Source organism: Aminobacter sp. UC22_36 (assembly GCF_044056035.1).
Classification (GTDB): domain Bacteria; phylum Pseudomonadota; class Alphaproteobacteria; order Rhizobiales; family Rhizobiaceae; genus Aminobacter.
On the sequence record NZ_CP171996.1, the window covers coordinates 1412805 to 1429966 of the forward strand.

Consider the following 17162-nt stretch of genomic DNA (forward strand, 5'->3'; position numbering starts at 1 on the left):
ATCGGCGCAGCCAGCGTCCGCATCGCTCATTCGGGAGGAATGGCATGTATCTCGGGCTCGATCTCGGCACGTCAGGCGTCAAGGCGCTGTTGATGGACGCCGACCAGAAGATATCAGGTTCCGGCCATGGTTCGCTCGACGTCTCCCGGCCGCATCATGGCTGGTCCGAGCAAGATCCCGCCGACTGGATTCGCGCCACCGAGGAGGCGATCGCCGAGCTCAGGGCGGCGCATCCGAGCGAACTTTCCGCCGTGCGCGGCATCGGCCTGTCGGGCCAGATGCATGGCGCGACACTGCTCGATGCCGCAGGCAAGGTGCTGCGGCCCTGCATCCTGTGGAACGACACGCGCAGCTTCGCCGAGGCCGCCAGCCTCGATGCCGACCCGCGCTTCCGCAAGATCACCGGCAACATCGTTTTCCCCGGCTTCACCGCGCCCAAGCTCGCCTGGGTGAAGGCCAATGAGCCGGATGTTTTCGCCAAGGTGGCGAAGGTGCTGTTGCCCAAGGACTATCTCCGGCTGTGGCTGGCAGGCGAATATATTTCCGAAATGTCCGACGCCGCCGGCACCGCCTGGCTCGACGTCGCGGCGCGGCGCTGGTCGCCCGAGCTTCTGGCCGCCACCGGTCTCGGCACCGAGCATATGCCGTCGCTGGTCGAAGGCACCGACCGGGCCGGGATGCTGCGCGGCGAGCTGGCCTCGCGCTGGGGCATGGCGCAAAGCGTGGTGATATCAGGCGGCGCCGGCGACAACGCCGCTTCCGCCTGTGGCATGGGCACGGTCACGCCAGGTGCTGCCTTCGTGTCGCTCGGCACTTCGGGCGTTTTGTTTGCCGCCAATGGCGCCTACCTGCCCAACCCTGAAAGTGCGGTCCACACCTTCTGCCATGCGCTGCCCAATGCCTGGCACCAGATGGGCGTGATCCTGTCGGCGACGGATTCGCTGAACTGGCTGAGCAACATCACGGGCAAGGATGCGGCGGAACTCACCGGCGAACTGGGCGACGAATTGCGCGCCCCTTCCGGCGTGACCTTCCTGCCTTATCTCTCGGGCGAACGCACCCCGCACAATGACGCGGCGATCCGCGGCTCGTTCACTGGCCTTGCCCATGAGATCGACCGGGCCGGGATGACGCAAGCGGTGCTCGAGGGCGTGGCCTTTGCCTTCCGCGACAGCCTGGAAGCGCTGGCCACGGCCGGGACCTCGCTGACGCGCGTGACCGCCATAGGGGGTGGCTCGCGCTCGCGCTACTGGCTGAAGTCGATCGCGACAGCACTTGGGCTGCCGGTCGACATTCCCGCCGACGGCGATTTTGGTGCTGCCTTCGGCGCCGCGCGGCTCGGCCTCATCGCCGCCGAAGGTGCCGACCCGCATCAGGTCTGCACGCCGCCTGATACGGCTGAAACCATCGAGCCGGTGGCAGCGCTGGCAAGCGCCTATGCCGAGGCCTACCAGCGCTATCGCAAGCTCTATCCGGCGATCCGGGGGACGATGTGAACGCCGAGCGTGCCAGATCAGCCCGGTACCTTGTCGAGGAAGCCGGTGACGGTGCTCAGGCGCCCGTCCTTGATCGTGGCGAAATCGGAACCTTCGATCACGGCCTCCGCGCCATCGGGGCCAAGGTCCCAGGAAAAGCGGATGTGGTCGCCGAAGCCGTCGGCCTTGCCCTTGAGCTTGAAGCGGAAGCCGGGGAACTGGCCGTGCACGCCTGCGATCAGCGCGTCGATGCCGTCATGGCCGTCGCCCTGCATGATCGGGTCGCGATAGGACACGCCGGAGGTGAAGGCCGCCTCGACCAGCGCCTTGCGGGCGGCCGCCTCGGTCTCGTTCCAGGCAGCGAAGTAGGCCTCGGCGATGGCGTTGTAGTCGGTCATTTCTGCTCTCCGTCAGTTGCGTCTTGGTTGACGCGACCCTTGTCGCAGCAGTGCCGACTGGAACCAATTACGCCTGAGGTAATCGAAATCGGAATTTCGACGGCCGCACTGTCCGCGGCGGTTAAGCGTACTCACTGAAAGGAGTTCTCCCATGAGCACCGGCTATTTCGGCGACATCAAGCCCGTCCGTTATGAAGGCCCCGACAGCACCAACCCGCTGGCCTATCGTCACTACAATGCCGACGAGGTGGTGCTGGGCAAGCGGCTGGAAGACCATCTGCGTTTTGCCGTCGCCTACTGGCACAGCTTTGCCTGGCCGGGCGGCGACCCGTTCGGCGGCCAGACCTTCGAGCGGCCCTGGTTTGCAAAGACGGGGTTCGGCGAAACGATGGACAATGCCAGGCTGAAGGCCGACGTCGCCTTCGAGCTGTTTTCGCTGCTTGGGGTTCCCTATTATTGCTTCCACGACGCCGACGTGCGGCCCGAAGGTGCAAACTTCGCCGAGAGCGCCAAGCGCCTCGACGAGATCGCCGACCATTTCGAAGCCAAGATGGCCAAGACCGGCGTCAAGCTTTTGTGGGGCACGGCGAACCTGTTTTCCAACCGCCGCTTCATGTCGGGGGCTGCGACCAATCCCGATCCCGACGTCTTTGCCTATGCGGCAGCGACGGTGAAGCATTGCATGGACGTCACCAGGCGGCTCAAGGGCGAGAACTATGTGCTGTGGGGCGGCCGCGAGGGCTATGAGACGCTGCTCAACACCGACATGGGCCGCGAGCTCGACCAGCTCGGTCGCTTCCTCAACCTCGTCGTCGACTACAAGCACAGAAGCGGCTTCACCGGCACGATCCTGATCGAGCCGAAGCCGCAGGAGCCGACCAAGCACCAGTATGATTACGATGTCGCCACCGTCTATGGCTTCCTCAGGAAGTACGGGCTGGAGAACGAGGTGAAGGTCAATATCGAGCAGGGCCATGCGATCCTGGCGGGCCATTCCTTCGAGCACGAGCTGGCAACCGCCAACGCGCTCGGCATCTTCGGCTCCATCGACATGAACCGCAACGACTACCAGTCGGGCTGGGACACCGACCAGTTCCCCAACAACGTGCCCGAGATGGCGCTGGCCTACTACCAGGTGCTGCTGGGCGGCGGCTTCAAATCAGGCGGCACCAATTTCGACGCCAAGCTGCGCCGCCAGTCGCTCGACCCGGAAGACCTGCTGGTCGCCCATATCGGCGGCATGGATGCCTGCGCGCGTGGCCTCAAGGCGGCGGCGAAGATGATCGAGGACAAGGCGCTGTCGGGTCCGCTCGAGGCACGCTACGCCGGCTGGAACGCGACTGAAGCCAAGGCGATGCTGGCGGGCGAGCGCACGCTCGAGCAGATCGCCGCGCGTGTGGTCACTGGCGGCATCGAGCCGCAGCCCAGGTCGGGGCGGCAGGAATATCTGGAAAACGTCGTCAACCGCTACGTCTGACGGCTTTCGCACCGCAATGAGACATGGCGCTGGCCTCCGGGCTGGCGCCATTTTTTGTCCACGCTGTCCGATGCCGGGATGCGGGGTTGCTGCTAGAGCGGCGCTTCAAGAGCAGGAGCGACAGATGGACAAGCGCAACATTTCGGTGCGACCGGCCCGGCCCGAGGATCTTGTCGCGGTCAAGGATGTGCTCGCCGATACCTTCGAGAGCACCTGGCGGCCGGAGATCACCGAAGCGGCTGGCGAACGCTATCTCTCGTCGGATGTCGGTGGCCGTTATGTCGATGAAAACGGCCTCGCCTTCTGGGTGGCCGAAGTCGACGGGCAGGTCGCTGGCATGGTCCACTGGAGCGGCGACTTCATCGAGGCGCTGCACGTCTCCGGCAGGTTCCAGCGCCTCGGCCTCGGCAGGCTGCTGCTGGCGCGGGCCGAACAGGAGATCGGCAAGGCCGGCCTGCCGAAGGTGCGGCTCGAAACCGATACGTTCAACCAGCAGAGCCAGGCCTTCTATCGTGCCATGGGCTATATCGAGACGGCGCGCTATCCCGACGAGGAGTGGGACAGCGGGCTGACCACGGTGCTGTTCGAAAAGCCGCTCGGCCTAGGGCTGAGGTGAAGGCGGGACTCGGCCTGATTGAGCCCGGCGGCGGCGCACACGCCTGCCCCCGAATTGCCTCTTTCTCGCCCTCAAGACGCCCGTCGAATCAGGGACTTAGCGCGCCATGAGACGGGAACAAAAGACTTTCAGCAGAGATACCCACGATCCGGCAATCGAAGCCTTGCTCGGCAAGGCCGGCGACGTTTCGTTCGTCGATCGCCTGATGGCGCTACCGCCTCCGCCGCTGGTGCCCGAATTGTCCGACGAGTGGAGCCGGGCAGTCGCCTCGCGCCTTGAAGCCGTGCTCGCCCAGAACATGCGCGCGCATATCGATGTCGATGGCCGCGCCGCGGCCTGATCCCGACAGCGTGGTTTGACGAACCAAGGGCGCTCCGCCATCCTCCTTGCATGATACGCGCGGTGCTGCTCGATCTCTCGGGCGTCGTCTATGATGGCGACACGCCGATACCAGGCGCGGTCGCAGCCATCGGGCGGCTGCGCGCCGAGGGCCTGCCGATCCGCTTCGTCTCCAACACGACACGCTCGCCGCACCGGGCGATCGTGTCGCAACTGGCGAGCCTCGGCGTTGCCGTCGGCGACGAAGAACTGTTCACGCCGGCGCGCGCGGCTGTCGACTGGCTCGCCCGCCAAGGCTGCGTGCCGCAGCTTCTGGTCCATCCCGACCTCATGCCCGAATTCGCCGGCAACAGCTTCGGCGACCGAAAGGCCGTGGTGGTCGGCGATGCCGCCGACGCCTTCACCTATGCGGCGATGAACGTCGCCTTCCGCCAGCTCATCGACGGTGCCGAGTTTGTCGCGCTTGCGGTCAACCGCACCTTGAGGGATGCCGATGGCGGGCTCAGCCTCGATGCCGGCGCCTTCGTCGCAGCGCTTGAATTCGCCGCTGGCAAGCAGGCGACGGTGCTGGGCAAGCCCGCGCGGGAATTCTTCCACGCCGCCCTTGCCGGGCTGGACTGTCCGCCAGGGCAGGCGGTGATGGTCGGCGACGACGCCGAAAGCGATGTCGCCGGCGCCTTGCGGGCAGGACTTGGGGGCGGGCTGCTGGTGCGGACGGGAAAATATCGCGCCGGTGACGAGAGCCGCCACGCGCCGCATCCGAGCGCTGTTGTCGATGATCTCGCGGCAGCGGTCGACTGGATCCTGGCTCATCGCCGCTGAGGCCGCTTGCTTTGATCGCATCGAGGATCACCCCCACCCCTTACCCCTCCCCACAAGGGGGAGGGGATCGGAACGCTCAGCGCCAAGCGATTTCGTCGATCGCTTGGCGCGGCGCAAAGCTTCCCTCCCCCTTGTGGGGAGGGATCGAAGGTGGGGGTATTTCTGCGTTGAGCTGAATGCGCGATCTAGCCCTTGCGCAGCCTCACCGGCGGCGTGCCGAAGGCATGCGAAAAACTGCGCGAGAAGGCTGCGGCGGAGGAAAAGCCGGTGCGCTCGGCGACTTCGGCCATGCTGACGCGCGTATCGACCACCAGCCGGCGCGCGGCGTTCAATCTGAGCCTGAGATAATAGGCACCTGGTGTTTCGCCGATTGAGGCACGGAAGATGCTTTCCAGCGTGCGTGCGGTGACCCCGGCACGTTTGGCGATCGCTGCTATGGTCAGCGGCTGGTCGACATGCGCTTCCATCAGCCGGATCGCCTGGGCGAGACGCGGGTCGTAGCCGTCGAGCCGGCCGAGCGAGACCAAAGGCTGCGCGTCGGTCGCCGCACGCGACTGGTCGTAGATGAAGACGCTGGCGACATCGAGGGCGGTGGCCATGCCAAGGCGCGAGCGCACCAGATGCAGCATCAGGTCGAAGGTGGGGGCGGCACCGCCCGAGGTGAACACCGGCCCGTCGATGATGTAGCGGTCGGGCCGGACCTCGACTTCGGGGAAGGCGGCGGCGAAATCCTCCATGTCCTCCCAATGCGTGGTGGCGGCGCGGCCTTCCAAAAGCCCGGCGCGGGCGACCAGCCAGGTGCCGGCCTCGATGCCGCCGGCGGCACGGGCCTGGCGGGCGCAGCGCCTGATGCCGCCGAGCAGCTTCGATGTCGTGTAGCCCTGGGTGCCGAAGCCGGCGATGACCATCAGCACGTCGCATGGTGCATCGGGGTCGAAGGCACCCGACACTGCCACCGGCAGGCCGCAAGTGGTGATCGCCGGTTCGCCGGTCGCGGATACCAGCCGGAAGTCGAAATGCGTCTCGCCTGAAATGCGGTTGGCGGCGCGCAGCGGGTCGATGGCCGAGGCGACGCACATGATCGATGCGCCGGAGAACACCAGCATCGTCACCTTGAGCGGCGAGCGCTCCTCGCGAAAGATTGTCGGCTTTTCGCTTTTTGCCATTTGTATTTCGTAAAACGTAAAACAAGTCGAGGCAAGCGGCGCGATGATCCCCGGAGTTGCTTACTGGGAGGAATGTGATGCCGCTTGAGATGAACCGCGAGGTTTTCATTACCTGTGCCGTGACCGGGTCCGGCGGCACGCAGGATCGCAGCCGCCTGGTGCCGCGTTCGCCCAAGGAGATCGCCGACTCGGCCATCGATGCGGCCAAGGCGGGAGCGGCCATCGTCCACTGCCATGTCCGCGACCCCGAGACGGGCAAGCCGCGCCGCGACATTCATCTCTACCGCGAGGTGACCGAGCGCATTCGCGCGGCCAATGTCGACGTGGTGCTGAACCTGACCGCCGGCATGGGCGGCGACATGGTGTTCGGCGGCGTCGAGACCCCTTTGCCGCTCAAGGAAGTTGGTACCGACATGGGCGGCGCCACCAACCGCGTCGAGCATGTGCGCCAGTGCCTGCCGGAGATTTGCACGCTTGACTGTGGCACGATGAACTTCGCCGAGGCCGACTATGTCATGACCAACACGCCGGGCATGCTGCGGGCGATGGGCGGCATGATGACTGATATGGGCGTGAAGCCCGAGATCGAGGCCTTCGACACCGGCCATCTGTGGTTTGCCAAGCAGCTGGTGGAGGAGGGCGTGCTGGCACCCGACGCGCTGGTGCAGCTGTGCATGGGCGTGCCGTGGGGCGCGCCCGACGACCTCAACACCTTCATGGCAATGGTCAACAACGTGCCGAAGAGCTGGACCTTCTCGGCCTTCTCGCTCGGCCGCAACCAGATGGCCTATGCCGCAGCCGCGGTGCTGGCCGGCGGCAATGTGCGCGTCGGCCTCGAGGACAATCTCTGGCTCGACAAGGGCGTGCTCGCCACCAATGCGCAGCTGGTCGAAAAGGCCGTGACCGTCGTCGAGACCCTGGGCGCGCGGGTGATCGGACCGGAAGAGGTGCGCAAGAAGCTCAACCTCGTCAAGCGCGCGCCGCTCGCGGCCTAGCAAGATCGCAAACATGGCATTCCTTGGCGCCCCCCTCTGTCCTGCCGACCCCCTCAAGGGGGGAGGTCGGCTGGCCGCGATGGGTTCGCCTACTGCCAGCGCCGCAAGCACAGCACGGAAATCGAAGCTGCCAATCTCCCCCCTTGTGGGGGAGATGTCCGGCAGGACAGAGGGGGGCAACGTAGAGTGCTACGCCCTCCGTGAGAGGGAGTTCACACAATGACGATTTCAAAGGCGGCCGCCATTGGCGGCGGGGTCATCGGCGCCGGCTGGGTGGCGCGGCTGCTGCTCAACGGCATCGACGTTGCGATCTTCGATCCCGATCCGGAGGCGTCGCGCAAGGTCGGCGAAGTGATGAAGGGCGCGCGCCGCGCCTACAAGCAGATGCTGCCAGGCGGCCTGCCCAAGGAGGGCAAGCTGACCTTTGCCAAGACCATCGCCGAGGCGGTGGCCGATGCCGATTTCATCCAGGAGAGCGTGCCTGAGAGACTCGACCTCAAGCACAAGGTGCTGGCCGAGATCGATTTGCATGCGCCGGCCAATGCGATCATCGGTTCGTCCACCTCGGGCATCAAGCCGTCTGACATGCAGGTGGCGATGAAGAAGCACCCTGAAAGACTGGTTGTCGGTCATCCGTTCAACCCGGTCTATCTGCTGCCCATCGTCGAGATCGTCGGTGGTATCAAGACCTTCCCTGAAGCGATCGAAGTCGCCAAGGAAATCTACGCCTCGATCGGCATGAAGCCTGTCGTCATCCGCAAGGAGATCGAGGCTTTTGTCGGCGACCGCCTGCTGGAGGCGGCATGGCGCGAGGCGCTGTGGCTGATCAAGGACGGCATCTGCTCGGTCGAGGAACTCGACGACATCATGCGCTACGGCTTCGGCCTGCGTTGGGCCCAGATGGGCATGTTCCAGGTCTATCGCGTCGCCGGCGGCGAGGCCGGCATGCGCCACTTCATGGCGCAGTTCGGGCCGTGCCTGAAATGGCCGTGGACCAAGCTGATGGATGTGCCGGAGTTCAATGACGAGCTTGTCGATCTCATCGCCACGCAGTCGGACGAGCAGTCCGACAAGTGGTCGATCCGTGAGCTCGAAAAGATCCGCGACGATAATCTCGTCGCGATCATGGATGCACTGTCGAAACAGAACAAGGGCAAGGGCTGGGGCGCCGGCGCGCTCTACAAGGACTACACGAAACAACTCGCCGCCCAGGCCAAGCCAAAGGTCTCGAAGGCCGCCGAAAAGGCCAAGGCGAGCAAGCCGGTGAAGAAGGCGGCGAAAAAGGCAGAGGCGACGAAGAAGACTGGGGCCAAGAAGAAGGGCTAGCGACATGCATTTCGGTCTGTCCGAGGAACAGCAGCTCATCGTCGAAACGACGCGCGCCTTCGTCGAAAACGAGCTTTATCCGCATGAGCTGGAGGTCGAGCGCACCGGCCATCTGCGGGGTGAGCTGATCGAGGAGATCAAGGCAAAGGCGATCGCCGCCGGGCTCTATGCCGCCAACATGCCGGCCGATGTCGGCGGCGCCGGGCTCGATACGCTGACCTGGCTGCTCTACGAAAAGGAGCTCGGCCGCGCCAACTATGCGCTGCACTGGACCTGTGTGGCGCGCCCATCGAACATCCTGCTCGCCGGGACGCCGGAGCAGCGCGAGAAGTATCTTTTCCCTTGCATCCGCGGCGAGAAGTCGGACTGCCTCGCCATGACCGAGCCGGGTGCGGGTTCCGACCTGCGCGGCATGAAGGCGTCTGCCGTCCAGGACGGCAGCGACTGGGTGCTCAACGGCACCAAGCATTTCATCTCCCATGCCGATATCGCCGATTTCGCCATCGTCTTCATGGCCTCCGGCGAGGAAGATTCACCGCGCGGCAAGCGCAAGAAGATCACCGCGTTTTTCGTCGACAAGGGCACGCCTGGATTCACCGTGCGCGACGGCTACCGCAACGTCTCGCATCGCGGCTACACCAATTCGGTGCTGGAGTTCGACGACTGCCGCCTGCCGGCAAGCCAGGTTCTTGGCGAGGTGCACAAGGGCTTCGAGGTTGCCAATAGCTGGCTCGGCGCCACCCGCCTGCAGGTCGGCGCGACCTGCCTCGGCCGCGCCGAACGCGCGCTTGGCCATGCCATCGACTATGCCGCGCAGCGTCAGCAGTTCGGCCAGCAGATCGGCAAGTTCCAGGGTGTGTCGTTCAAGCTCGCCGACATGGCGACCGAACTCAAGGCGGCCGAGCTGATGGTGATGGAGGCCGGCTGGAAATACGATCAGGGCACCGTCACCGACCAGGACATGGCGATGGCCAAGCTCAAGGCCACCGAGATGCTGGCCTTCGTCGCCGACGAGGCGATCCAGATCCATGGCGGCATGGGCCTGATGGACGACCTGCCGCTGGAACGCATCTGGCGCGACGCCCGTGTCGAACGCATCTGGGAAGGCACGTCGGAAATCCAGCGCCACATCATTTCGCGCGCGCTGCTAAGGGCGGTGGGCGGATGAGTTTGGCGCTGCGCAGGCGGCAATCCGGTTTGACCTTGCTCCTCGGGGCAAGGTGGCCCGCAGGGCCGGGTGGGGGTGGAAATGAGTAGCTCGACTTTGACCACCTCCACCCCGAAGCCTGGCGGCCGCCTCGAACGCCTGCTGCGCCCCAAATCCATTGCCGTATTCGGCGGCGCGCAGGCGGCGGCCGTGGTCAGGCAATGCCTGAAGATGGGCTTTGCCGGCGACATCTGGCCGGTGCATCCGACCAAGGACGAGGTCGAGGGCATAAGAACCTTCCGCTCGGTGGCGGAACTGCCGGCAGCCCCCGATGCCGCCTTTGTCGGCGTCAACCGCTTCCTGACCATCGAGGTGATCGCAGCGCTCGCCGAGCGTGGGGCGGGCGGGGCGATCTGCTTTGCCTCGGGTTTCCTCGAGGCCGGCAATGACGATGCCGATGGCGAACGCCTACAGGCCGAACTGGTGGCCGCTGCCGGGGCCATGCCTGTCATCGGGCCCAATTGTTATGGCCTGATCAACTATGCCGACGGTGCGCTTTTGTGGCCCGACCAGCATGGCGGCCAGCGGCTGGCGCAAGGCACGCGCGGCGTTGCCATCATCACCCAGTCGTCCAACATCGCCTGCAACCTGACCATGCAGAGGCGCGGCCTGCCGGTGGCGTTCCTGATGACCGCCGGCAACCAGGCGCAGACCGGCCTTTCCGAGATGGCGCTGGGCCTGATCGAGGACGAGCGCGTGTCCTGCCTTGGCCTGCATATCGAAGGTTTTGACACCGTCGACGGTTTCGAGAAACTGGCGGCGCGGGCACGCGAGCTCGGCAAGCCGATCGTCGCCATGAAGGTTGGCCGTTCCGAGCAGGCGCGCAAGGCGACGATCTCGCACACGGCGTCGCTGGCCGGCTCGGATGCCGCCTCCGATGCCTTCCTCAAACGCCTCGGCATTGCCCGTGTCGACACCATCCCCTCACTGCTCGAGACGCTGAAGCTGCTGCACGCCGTCGGTCCGCTGCCGGGCTTCACGCTGTCGTCGATGAGCTGCTCGGGCGGCGAGGCCTCTGTCATGGCCGACAGTGCCGAAGGCCGGCGGCTGCGTTTCCCGGCGCTTACGCCTGAGCACTATGCGCGGATAAAATCGACGCTTGGCGCCTTCGTGGCGGTCGCCAATCCGCTCGACTACCACACCTTCATCTGGAACGACGAACCGGCGATGACCGCCACCTTCTCGGCCATGGCATCAGGCGGTTTCGACCTCAACATGCTGGTGCTCGACTTCCCGCGCAACGACCGCTGCTCGGATGCCGATTGGTGGCCGACGGTGCGCGCCTTCGAGGCAGCACTCAAGGCCCATGGCGCGTCTGGTGCGGTGGTGGCGTCGATGTCGGAGAATTTGACCGAGGCGCACGCCGCCGATCTCTTCGCGCGCGGCATCGTGCCGTTGCAGGGCATTGCGGAAGCGATGGATGCGGCGGAGGCTGCGGCGTTCATCGGCGAGGCGTGGGGCAAACCTTTCACCTCCCCCTTGTGGGGAGGTCGCGCCGAAGGCGCGGGCGGGGGTGACGCCGTCAATTCCCCCCACCCCGGCGCTGCGCGCCGACCAGCCTGGGCGAGCCGCCGGTCTCGCCCGCCCTTCGGACCCCCACAGGGAGGGAGGAACCCTCGACGAAGCCGCCGCCAAATCCCTGCTGCGCGACGCCGGCCTCGCCGTGCCGGCCGGCCGCCGCGCGGCAAGCGTTGCGGAGGCCATCGCGGCGGCGGAGGCGCTGGGCTATCCCGTCGCGCTCAAGGCGCTCGGCGTCGCCCACAAGAGCGAACTCGGTGCCGTCAGGCTCAACCTGCGGACCGGCGAGGAGGTCGGCACAGCCGCTTCAGCCCTTCTGCCGCTCGGCTGTGGCCTCTATGTCGAAAGGATGGTCTTGGGCGGCGTGGCCGAACTGATCGTCGGTGTCACCAGCGATCCGCTGTTCGGGCCTGTCATGACCATCGGCACCGGCGGTGTGCTGGTCGAACTGCTGAAGGACAGTGCCACGCTGCTGCTGCCCGCCTCGCGCGGCGACATCGCGGCGGCATTGCGCGGCCTGACGATGTATCCGCTGCTCGATGGCTATCGTGGTCGCGCCAAGGCGGATGTCAGTGCCGCCATCGATGCGATCATCGCCATATCGGGCTTCGTGTCACGTCATGCCAACGCAATCGAGGAACTCGATATCAATCCGCTGATCGTCTGTGGTGAAGGGCAGGGCGCCTGGATTGCGGATGCGCTTTTGGTTACCTCTTCCACCCTCCCCCTTGTGGGGAGGGTCCGACCGCAGGTCGGGGGTGGGGGTGCCGAGGTGCCGCTTTGAGAATTACCCCGACCCCGCCCGGCTTCGCCGGTCGACCCTCCCCACAAGGGGGGAGGGTGGGCGCAATCGCCGAAGGAGAGACAAAATGTCCGATGTCGTGAAAACCCGTCGCGAGGGTGCGATCCTCGAAGTGACGCTCGACCGGCCCAAGGCCAATGCCATCGACCTCGCCACATCGAGGCTTTTGGGGCGAGACTTTCAAGGCCTTTCGCGACGATGACAGCCTGCGCGTCGCCATCGTCAAGACGGCGGGGGAGAAGTTCTTCTCGGCCGGCTGGGACCTCAAGGCGGCCGCCAGTGGCGATGCGGTCGATGGCGATTACGGCGTCGGCGGCTTCGGCGGGCTGCAGGAACTGCGCGACCTCAACAAGCCCGTCATCGCCTGCGTCAACGGCATGGCAGTCGGCGGCGGCTTCGAACTGGCGCTGTCCTGCGACCTGATCTACGCCTCCGAGCATTCGAGCTTCGCGCTGCCGGAGATCAGGGCCGGCACGCTGGCCGATGCTGCGACCATCAAGCTGCCCAAGCGCATTCCCTACCATGTGGCGATGGACCTTCTGCTCACCGGGCGCTGGATGGACGTGGCCGAGGCGCATCGCTGGGGCCTGGTCAACGAGGTGCTGCCGGCCGACAGGCTCGAGGACCGTGTCTGGGAGATCGCGCGCCTGCTCGCCGGCGGTCCGCCGCTGGTCTTCGCCGCCATCAAGGAAGTGGCGCGCGCCGCCGAAGTGATGGGTTTCCAGGAGACGATGAACCGCATCACCAAGCGGCAATTCCCAACGGTGGACGAACTCTACGCCTCGGAGGACAATCTCGAGGGCTTCAAGGCGTTCGCCGAAAAGCGTGATCCGGTGTGGAAGGGGAAGTAGGCTCGTTCGGCGGGTGCCTACCCTCCCCCTTGTGGGGAGGGTCCGACCGCAGGTCGGGGGTGGGGGGTGCCTGGGCGCGACGTAAGGACCCCCACCCCGCTCCGCTGCGCGGATCGACCCTCCCCACAAGGGGGAGGGTAAGGGAGAGCCAATGACCGACTACACAAAACTCATCGACGCCGAGACCTGGGCCTTCATCAAGCGGACCAACTCCTACTATCCGCCCGATACCATCGACTACACGATTGCCCAGCAGCGCGAGATCTACGACCGCATGTGCCGCGAGTTTTTCGCCGGCTACCCCAAGGGTGTGATGGCCGAGACGACTGCCATTGTCGCGCCCAGGGCTGCATCCGGGCGCGACGTGCCGATCCGCGTCTACCGCCTGGCTGGCGAGACACCGGAGGCCGTGGTGCTTTATTTCCACGGCGGCGGCTTCATCCTCGGCGGGCTCGACAGCCACGATGACGTCTGTGCCGAGCTGTGCGGGCGCACCGGCTACGAGGTGGTGTCGGTCGATTACAGGCTGGCGCCCGAGCACAGGCATCCGGCCGCCTTCGACGATGCCATGGCCGCCTTCGAATGGGCGATGGCGATGTACAGCCAGCCCATCGTGCTCGCCGGCGACAGCGCCGGCGGCAACATCGCGGCTGCCGTCAGCCACGCGACGCGCGGGCACGTCAGGCATCCGGTCGGCCAATTGCTGATCTATCCCGGCCTTGGCGGCGACCGCAGCCGCGGCTCCTATGTCAGCCACGCCGAGGCGCCGATGCTGACCATGCGCGACCTCGAATTCTACAAGGACATCCGCAGCGGCGGCGAGGACCGCACCGGCGACATCACGCTGTCGCCGCTTGCCGACGCCGACTTTGCCAACCTGCCGCCGACCGTCGTCATCACGGCCGAATGCGATCCGCTGTCGTCCGACGGCGAGGCCTATGGCGAACGCATCGTCGCCGCTGGCGGCAAAGCGTTCTGGCACGAAGAGCCGGGCCTGGTGCACGGCTACCTGCGCGCCCGCCACACCGTCACCCGCGCCCGCCAAAGCTTCACCCGCATCGTCGATGCGGCGACGGCACTGGGGCGAGGCGAGTGGGTGTGGTGAGCTACGTCGCGAGGCGTGCGCCGAGATCCATGCGCTGATGAAGAATGCGGATCACGTCGATGGTTTCGCCCACGATGCGATAGACGATGAAATGTGAGCCGATGCCCAATTTGTGGTAGCCGGCCCTGATTTCCGCGAGCGAGCGGCCCTTGCGTCGACCCGCTGCGAGATCGGTGCATGAGCCGTGAAGCCGCAGGACATACTGATCGGCTTGATCTACGGTCCATTTTTCGGCGGTGTAGCGCCAAATCTGCTCGAGGTCGGCTTCGGCTGCCGGAGAGAAGATCAGCCGCTTAGCGGCCATGGCCGGCGCGCATCCGGCCAAGGAAGTTCTCGATGTTTAGGGGCGCGGACGGTCCGCTCTCCTCGCCTTCAATGATGGCTGCACGCAGTTGTGCCACCTGCAGTTCATGCTCTTCGAGCAACCGCAGCCCGGCGCGGATGACCTCGCTGGCCGAGCTGTAACGGCCGTCATCAACCTGCCTGTCGACGAACTCTGAGAAATGCTGGCCGAGCGAGATGGAGGTGTTCTTGTTCATGCGGCAAGGATACCAAAAATTGGTACCCTTGCCAAATCACTCAATTCCCCGCGCTCGCCATCCGGCGGCCGCCGATCGCCTTTTCCAGCCAGCCGATCTCCATTTCCGGCACCGACGACAGCAACAGGTCGGTGTAATCGTCGAAGGGCGGCTTCAGCACCTGCGACTTCGGCCCGTAGCGCACGACTTCGCCGCGATACATGACGGCGATGGAATCGGCGATCGACTTCACCGTGGCGAGGTCGTGGGTGATGAACAGATAGGCGACGCCTTCTTCCGCCTGCAGGCCGAGCAGCAGCTTGAGGATGCCGTTGGCGACCAGCGGGTCGAGCGCGCTGGTCACCTCGTCGCAGATGATCAGTCTGGGTTTTGCGGCCAGTGCGCGGGCGATGCAGACACGCTGTTTCTGCCCGCCTGACAGCTCGGCCGGATAGCGGTCGACAAAACCGCGCCCCATTTCGATCTTGTCGAGCAGTTCGGCGACGCGTGCGTCGCGCTCACGCCCGCCCATGCCGAAATAGAACTCCAGCGGCCGGCCGATGATCGTGCCCACCGTCTGGCGCGGGTTCATCGCGACATCGGCCATCTGGTAGATCATCTGCAATTCGCGCAGGTCGTCGCGGCTGCGGTCGGCAAGGCGGTTGGCGAGCGTGCGCCCGGCAAAGGTGATGCTGCCCTGCGCGGGCGGCAACAGGCCGGTGATGGCGCGGGCCAGCGTCGACTTGCCGGAGCCGGATTCGCCGACCACGGCCAGCGTCTGCCCGGGCAGGATGTCGACCGAGACGTTGTTGAGCACCTTGACCTTGCCGCCGCCATAGGCTGCGGTGATGTTCCTGACCGACAGGAAAGGGCTGGCGCCCGGCTTCTTTTCCTCATGCGCGATCTCGTGCACCGAGACCAGTGCCGAGGTGTATTCCTGGCGGGGTTCCTTGATGATCTGGCGCGTGCCGCCCCATTCGACCAGCTTGCCGTGCCTGAGCACCATGATCTCGTCGGAGACCTGGGCGACCACGGCAAGGTCGTGGCTGATGTAGAGCGCCGCCACGCCTGTGTCGCGGATCGCCTCCTTGATGGCGGCGAGCACGTCGATCTGGGTGGTGACGTCAAGCGCTGTCGTCGGCTCGTCGAAGACGATCAGGTCGGGCTCGGAGCACAACGCCATCGCCGTCATGACGCGCTGCAGCTGGCCGCCCGAAACCTGGTGCGGAAAGCGCTGGCCGATGTTTTCGGGGTCAGGGAGGCTGAGTTTCCTGAACAGCGCCACGGCCCGCTTTTCCGCCTCGGCACGGCTCGCCACGCCGTGCAGGATCGAGGCCTCGACGACCTGGTCCATCAGCCGATGCGCCGGGTTGAAGGCGGCGGCGGCCGACTGCGCGACGTAGCAGACCTCGCGCCCGCGCAGCGCGCGGATGCCTTGGGTGCCGCCCTTGCGGATGTCGCGGCCGTTGAGGATGATCTCGCCGCCTGAAATCTTCACCCCGCCGCGGCCATAGGCCATCGACGACAGGCCGATCGTCGACTTGCCGGCCCCCGGATTCGCCGATCAGGCCGAGCACGTTGCCTTTCTGCAGCGTCAGCGAAACGTCGTGCACCAGCGTGATGGTGCGCGGCGCTTCGCCGGGCGGATAGACCTTGGCCTCGATCCTGAGGTTGCGGATGTCGAGCAGCGGGCCACTGCCATCAGCCGGTGCCTTAGCCATTGCCACGCCCTCCCTTGAGATCGGTGGTGCGGTTGAGCACCCAGTCGGCGACGAGGTTGACCGAAATCGCCAGTGCGGCGATCGCCGCCGCCGGGATCAGTGCGGCCGGAATGCCGAAGACGATGCCGTCCTTGTTTTCCTTGACCATGCCGCCCCAGTCAGCCTCCGGCGGTTGCACGCCGAGCCCGAGGAAGGACAGGGCGGAGAGGAACAGCACGGCATAGATGAAGCGCAGGCCAAGCTCCGAGATCAGCGGCGACAGCGCATTGGGCAATATCTCGCGGAAGATGATCCAGCCCATGCCCTCGCCGCGCAGCTTGGCGGCCTCGACGAAGTCCATGACGTTGATGTCGACAGCCACCGCCCGCGACAGGCGGTAGACGCGGGTGGCGTCGAGAATGCCCATGACCAGGATCAGCGTCACCAGGGTCGACGGCAGCACCGACAGGACCACCAGCGCGAAGATCAGCGTCGGGATCGCCATCAGCAGGTCGACGAAGCGCGACATGCAGGTGTCGAACCAGCCGCCGACCACGGCCGCGGTGAAGCCGAGGATCGCGCCGAGCGAGAACGACAATGCCGTCGCCATCACGGCGATGAAGATCGTCGTGCGGGCGCCGTAGATCATGCGCGAGAGCAGGTCGCGGCCGAGATTGTCGGTGCCGAGCAGGAATTGCGACGACATCGGCGCCCAGACGTCGCCGACGATCTCGCCGAGGCCGTAGGGCGCAATCAGCGGCGCGAAGATCGCCGTGATCAGGAAAAGCGTCGTCAGGATCAGGCCGATCGCTGCGCCAAGGGGAATATTTTTCAGATCAAGCATGGC

Annotated in this window: 14 protein-coding genes and 3 pseudogenes; 11 read left to right on the top strand and 6 right to left on the bottom strand. The window is 65.7% G+C overall.

The genetic code is table 11. From position 1 onward, the window contains the following. Positions 1-44 precede the first annotated feature (44 nt). A complete protein-coding gene (gene xylB, locus ACHMW7_RS10115; protein WP_395450121.1) occupies positions 45-1496 on the top strand; it encodes a xylulokinase in 1452 nt (483 codons plus the stop codon). A 17-nt stretch (positions 1497-1513) separates the two neighbouring features. Here the strand turns inward: xylB and ACHMW7_RS10120 are convergent, their stop codons facing one another. After that, a complete protein-coding gene (locus ACHMW7_RS10120) occupies positions 1514-1873 on the bottom strand; it encodes a nuclear transport factor 2 family protein (protein ID WP_395450122.1) in 360 nt (119 codons plus the stop codon). 151 nt (positions 1874-2024) lie between these two features. Between ACHMW7_RS10120 and xylA the strand changes: the two genes are divergently transcribed. The 4 genes from xylA to ACHMW7_RS10140 all read left to right on the top strand — a co-directional run bounded on the left by xylA (position 2025) and on the right by ACHMW7_RS10140 (position 5127). After that, on the top strand, positions 2025-3350 hold the full coding sequence (xylA, locus tag ACHMW7_RS10125; RefSeq protein WP_395450123.1) for a xylose isomerase: 1326 nt from the start codon (positions 2025-2027) through the stop codon (positions 3348-3350). A gap of 124 nt (positions 3351-3474) precedes the next feature. Then, entirely contained in the window at positions 3475-3966 is a 492-nt protein-coding gene (locus ACHMW7_RS10130; protein WP_395450124.1) for a GNAT family N-acetyltransferase, read from the top strand. 106 nt (positions 3967-4072) lie between these two features. Further along, entirely contained in the window at positions 4073-4306 is a 234-nt protein-coding gene (locus ACHMW7_RS10135; protein ID WP_395450125.1) for a hypothetical protein, read from the top strand. Positions 4307-4368: 62 nt separating this feature from the next. Then, positions 4369-5127 (top strand): TIGR01458 family HAD-type hydrolase, encoded by a 759-nt coding sequence (locus tag ACHMW7_RS10140; protein ID WP_395450126.1) that lies wholly within the window; start codon positions 4369-4371, stop codon positions 5125-5127. Between the two features lie 185 nt (positions 5128-5312). Here the strand turns inward: ACHMW7_RS10140 and ACHMW7_RS10145 are convergent, their stop codons facing one another. Then, a complete protein-coding gene (locus tag ACHMW7_RS10145; RefSeq protein WP_395450127.1) occupies positions 5313-6293 on the bottom strand; it encodes a GlxA family transcriptional regulator in 981 nt (326 codons plus the stop codon). A gap of 77 nt (positions 6294-6370) precedes the next feature. Here ACHMW7_RS10145 and ACHMW7_RS10150 point away from each other — a divergent pair, with 77 nt between their 5' ends. From ACHMW7_RS10150 to ACHMW7_RS10175, 6 genes and pseudogenes are all read left to right on the top strand, one after another. Beyond that, a complete protein-coding gene (locus ACHMW7_RS10150) occupies positions 6371-7288 on the top strand; it encodes a 3-keto-5-aminohexanoate cleavage protein (RefSeq protein WP_395450128.1) in 918 nt (305 codons plus the stop codon). A gap of 219 nt (positions 7289-7507) precedes the next feature. After that, complete coding sequence (locus ACHMW7_RS10155) at positions 7508-8614, top strand: carnitine 3-dehydrogenase (RefSeq protein WP_395450129.1); 1107 nt, start codon at positions 7508-7510, stop codon at positions 8612-8614. Positions 8615-8618: 4 nt separating this feature from the next. Continuing rightward, the gene (locus ACHMW7_RS10160) at positions 8619-9782 is read left to right on the top strand and encodes an acyl-CoA dehydrogenase family protein (protein ID WP_395450130.1); all 1164 of its coding nucleotides are present in this window, start codon (positions 8619-8621) and stop codon (positions 9780-9782) included. A gap of 81 nt (positions 9783-9863) precedes the next feature. Then, positions 9864-12123 (top strand): annotated as a pseudogene (locus ACHMW7_RS10165) (acetate--CoA ligase family protein). Between the two features lie 85 nt (positions 12124-12208). Then, positions 12209-12992, top strand: a pseudogene (locus ACHMW7_RS10170) (carnitinyl-CoA dehydratase). Positions 12993-13143: 151 nt separating this feature from the next. Next, positions 13144-14097, top strand: coding sequence for an alpha/beta hydrolase (locus ACHMW7_RS10175; protein WP_395450131.1), 954 nt, complete (start codon positions 13144-13146; stop codon positions 14095-14097). 1 nt (position 14098) lies between these two features. On the opposite strand, the gene ACHMW7_RS10180 is transcribed toward ACHMW7_RS10175, so the two are convergent. The 4 genes and pseudogenes from ACHMW7_RS10180 to ACHMW7_RS10195 all read right to left on the bottom strand — a co-directional run bounded on the left by ACHMW7_RS10180 (position 14099) and on the right by ACHMW7_RS10195 (position 17159). Further along, positions 14099-14401 (bottom strand): type II toxin-antitoxin system RelE/ParE family toxin, encoded by a 303-nt coding sequence (locus ACHMW7_RS10180; protein ID WP_395450132.1) that lies wholly within the window; start codon positions 14399-14401, stop codon positions 14099-14101. Beyond that, on the bottom strand, positions 14391-14636 hold the full coding sequence (locus tag ACHMW7_RS10185; protein ID WP_395450133.1) for a type II toxin-antitoxin system ParD family antitoxin: 246 nt from the start codon (positions 14634-14636) through the stop codon (positions 14391-14393). The genes ACHMW7_RS10180 and ACHMW7_RS10185 overlap by 11 nt, the downstream gene beginning before the upstream one ends. 40 nt (positions 14637-14676) lie before the next feature. Beyond that, positions 14677-16336: pseudogene (locus tag ACHMW7_RS10190) on the bottom strand (ABC transporter ATP-binding protein). Next, positions 16329-17159 (bottom strand): ABC transporter permease, encoded by an 831-nt coding sequence (locus ACHMW7_RS10195; RefSeq protein WP_395450134.1) that lies wholly within the window; start codon positions 17157-17159, stop codon positions 16329-16331. Before ACHMW7_RS10195 ends, ACHMW7_RS10190 begins: the two are co-directional and overlap by 8 nt. Positions 17160-17162: the final 3 nt, after the last annotated feature.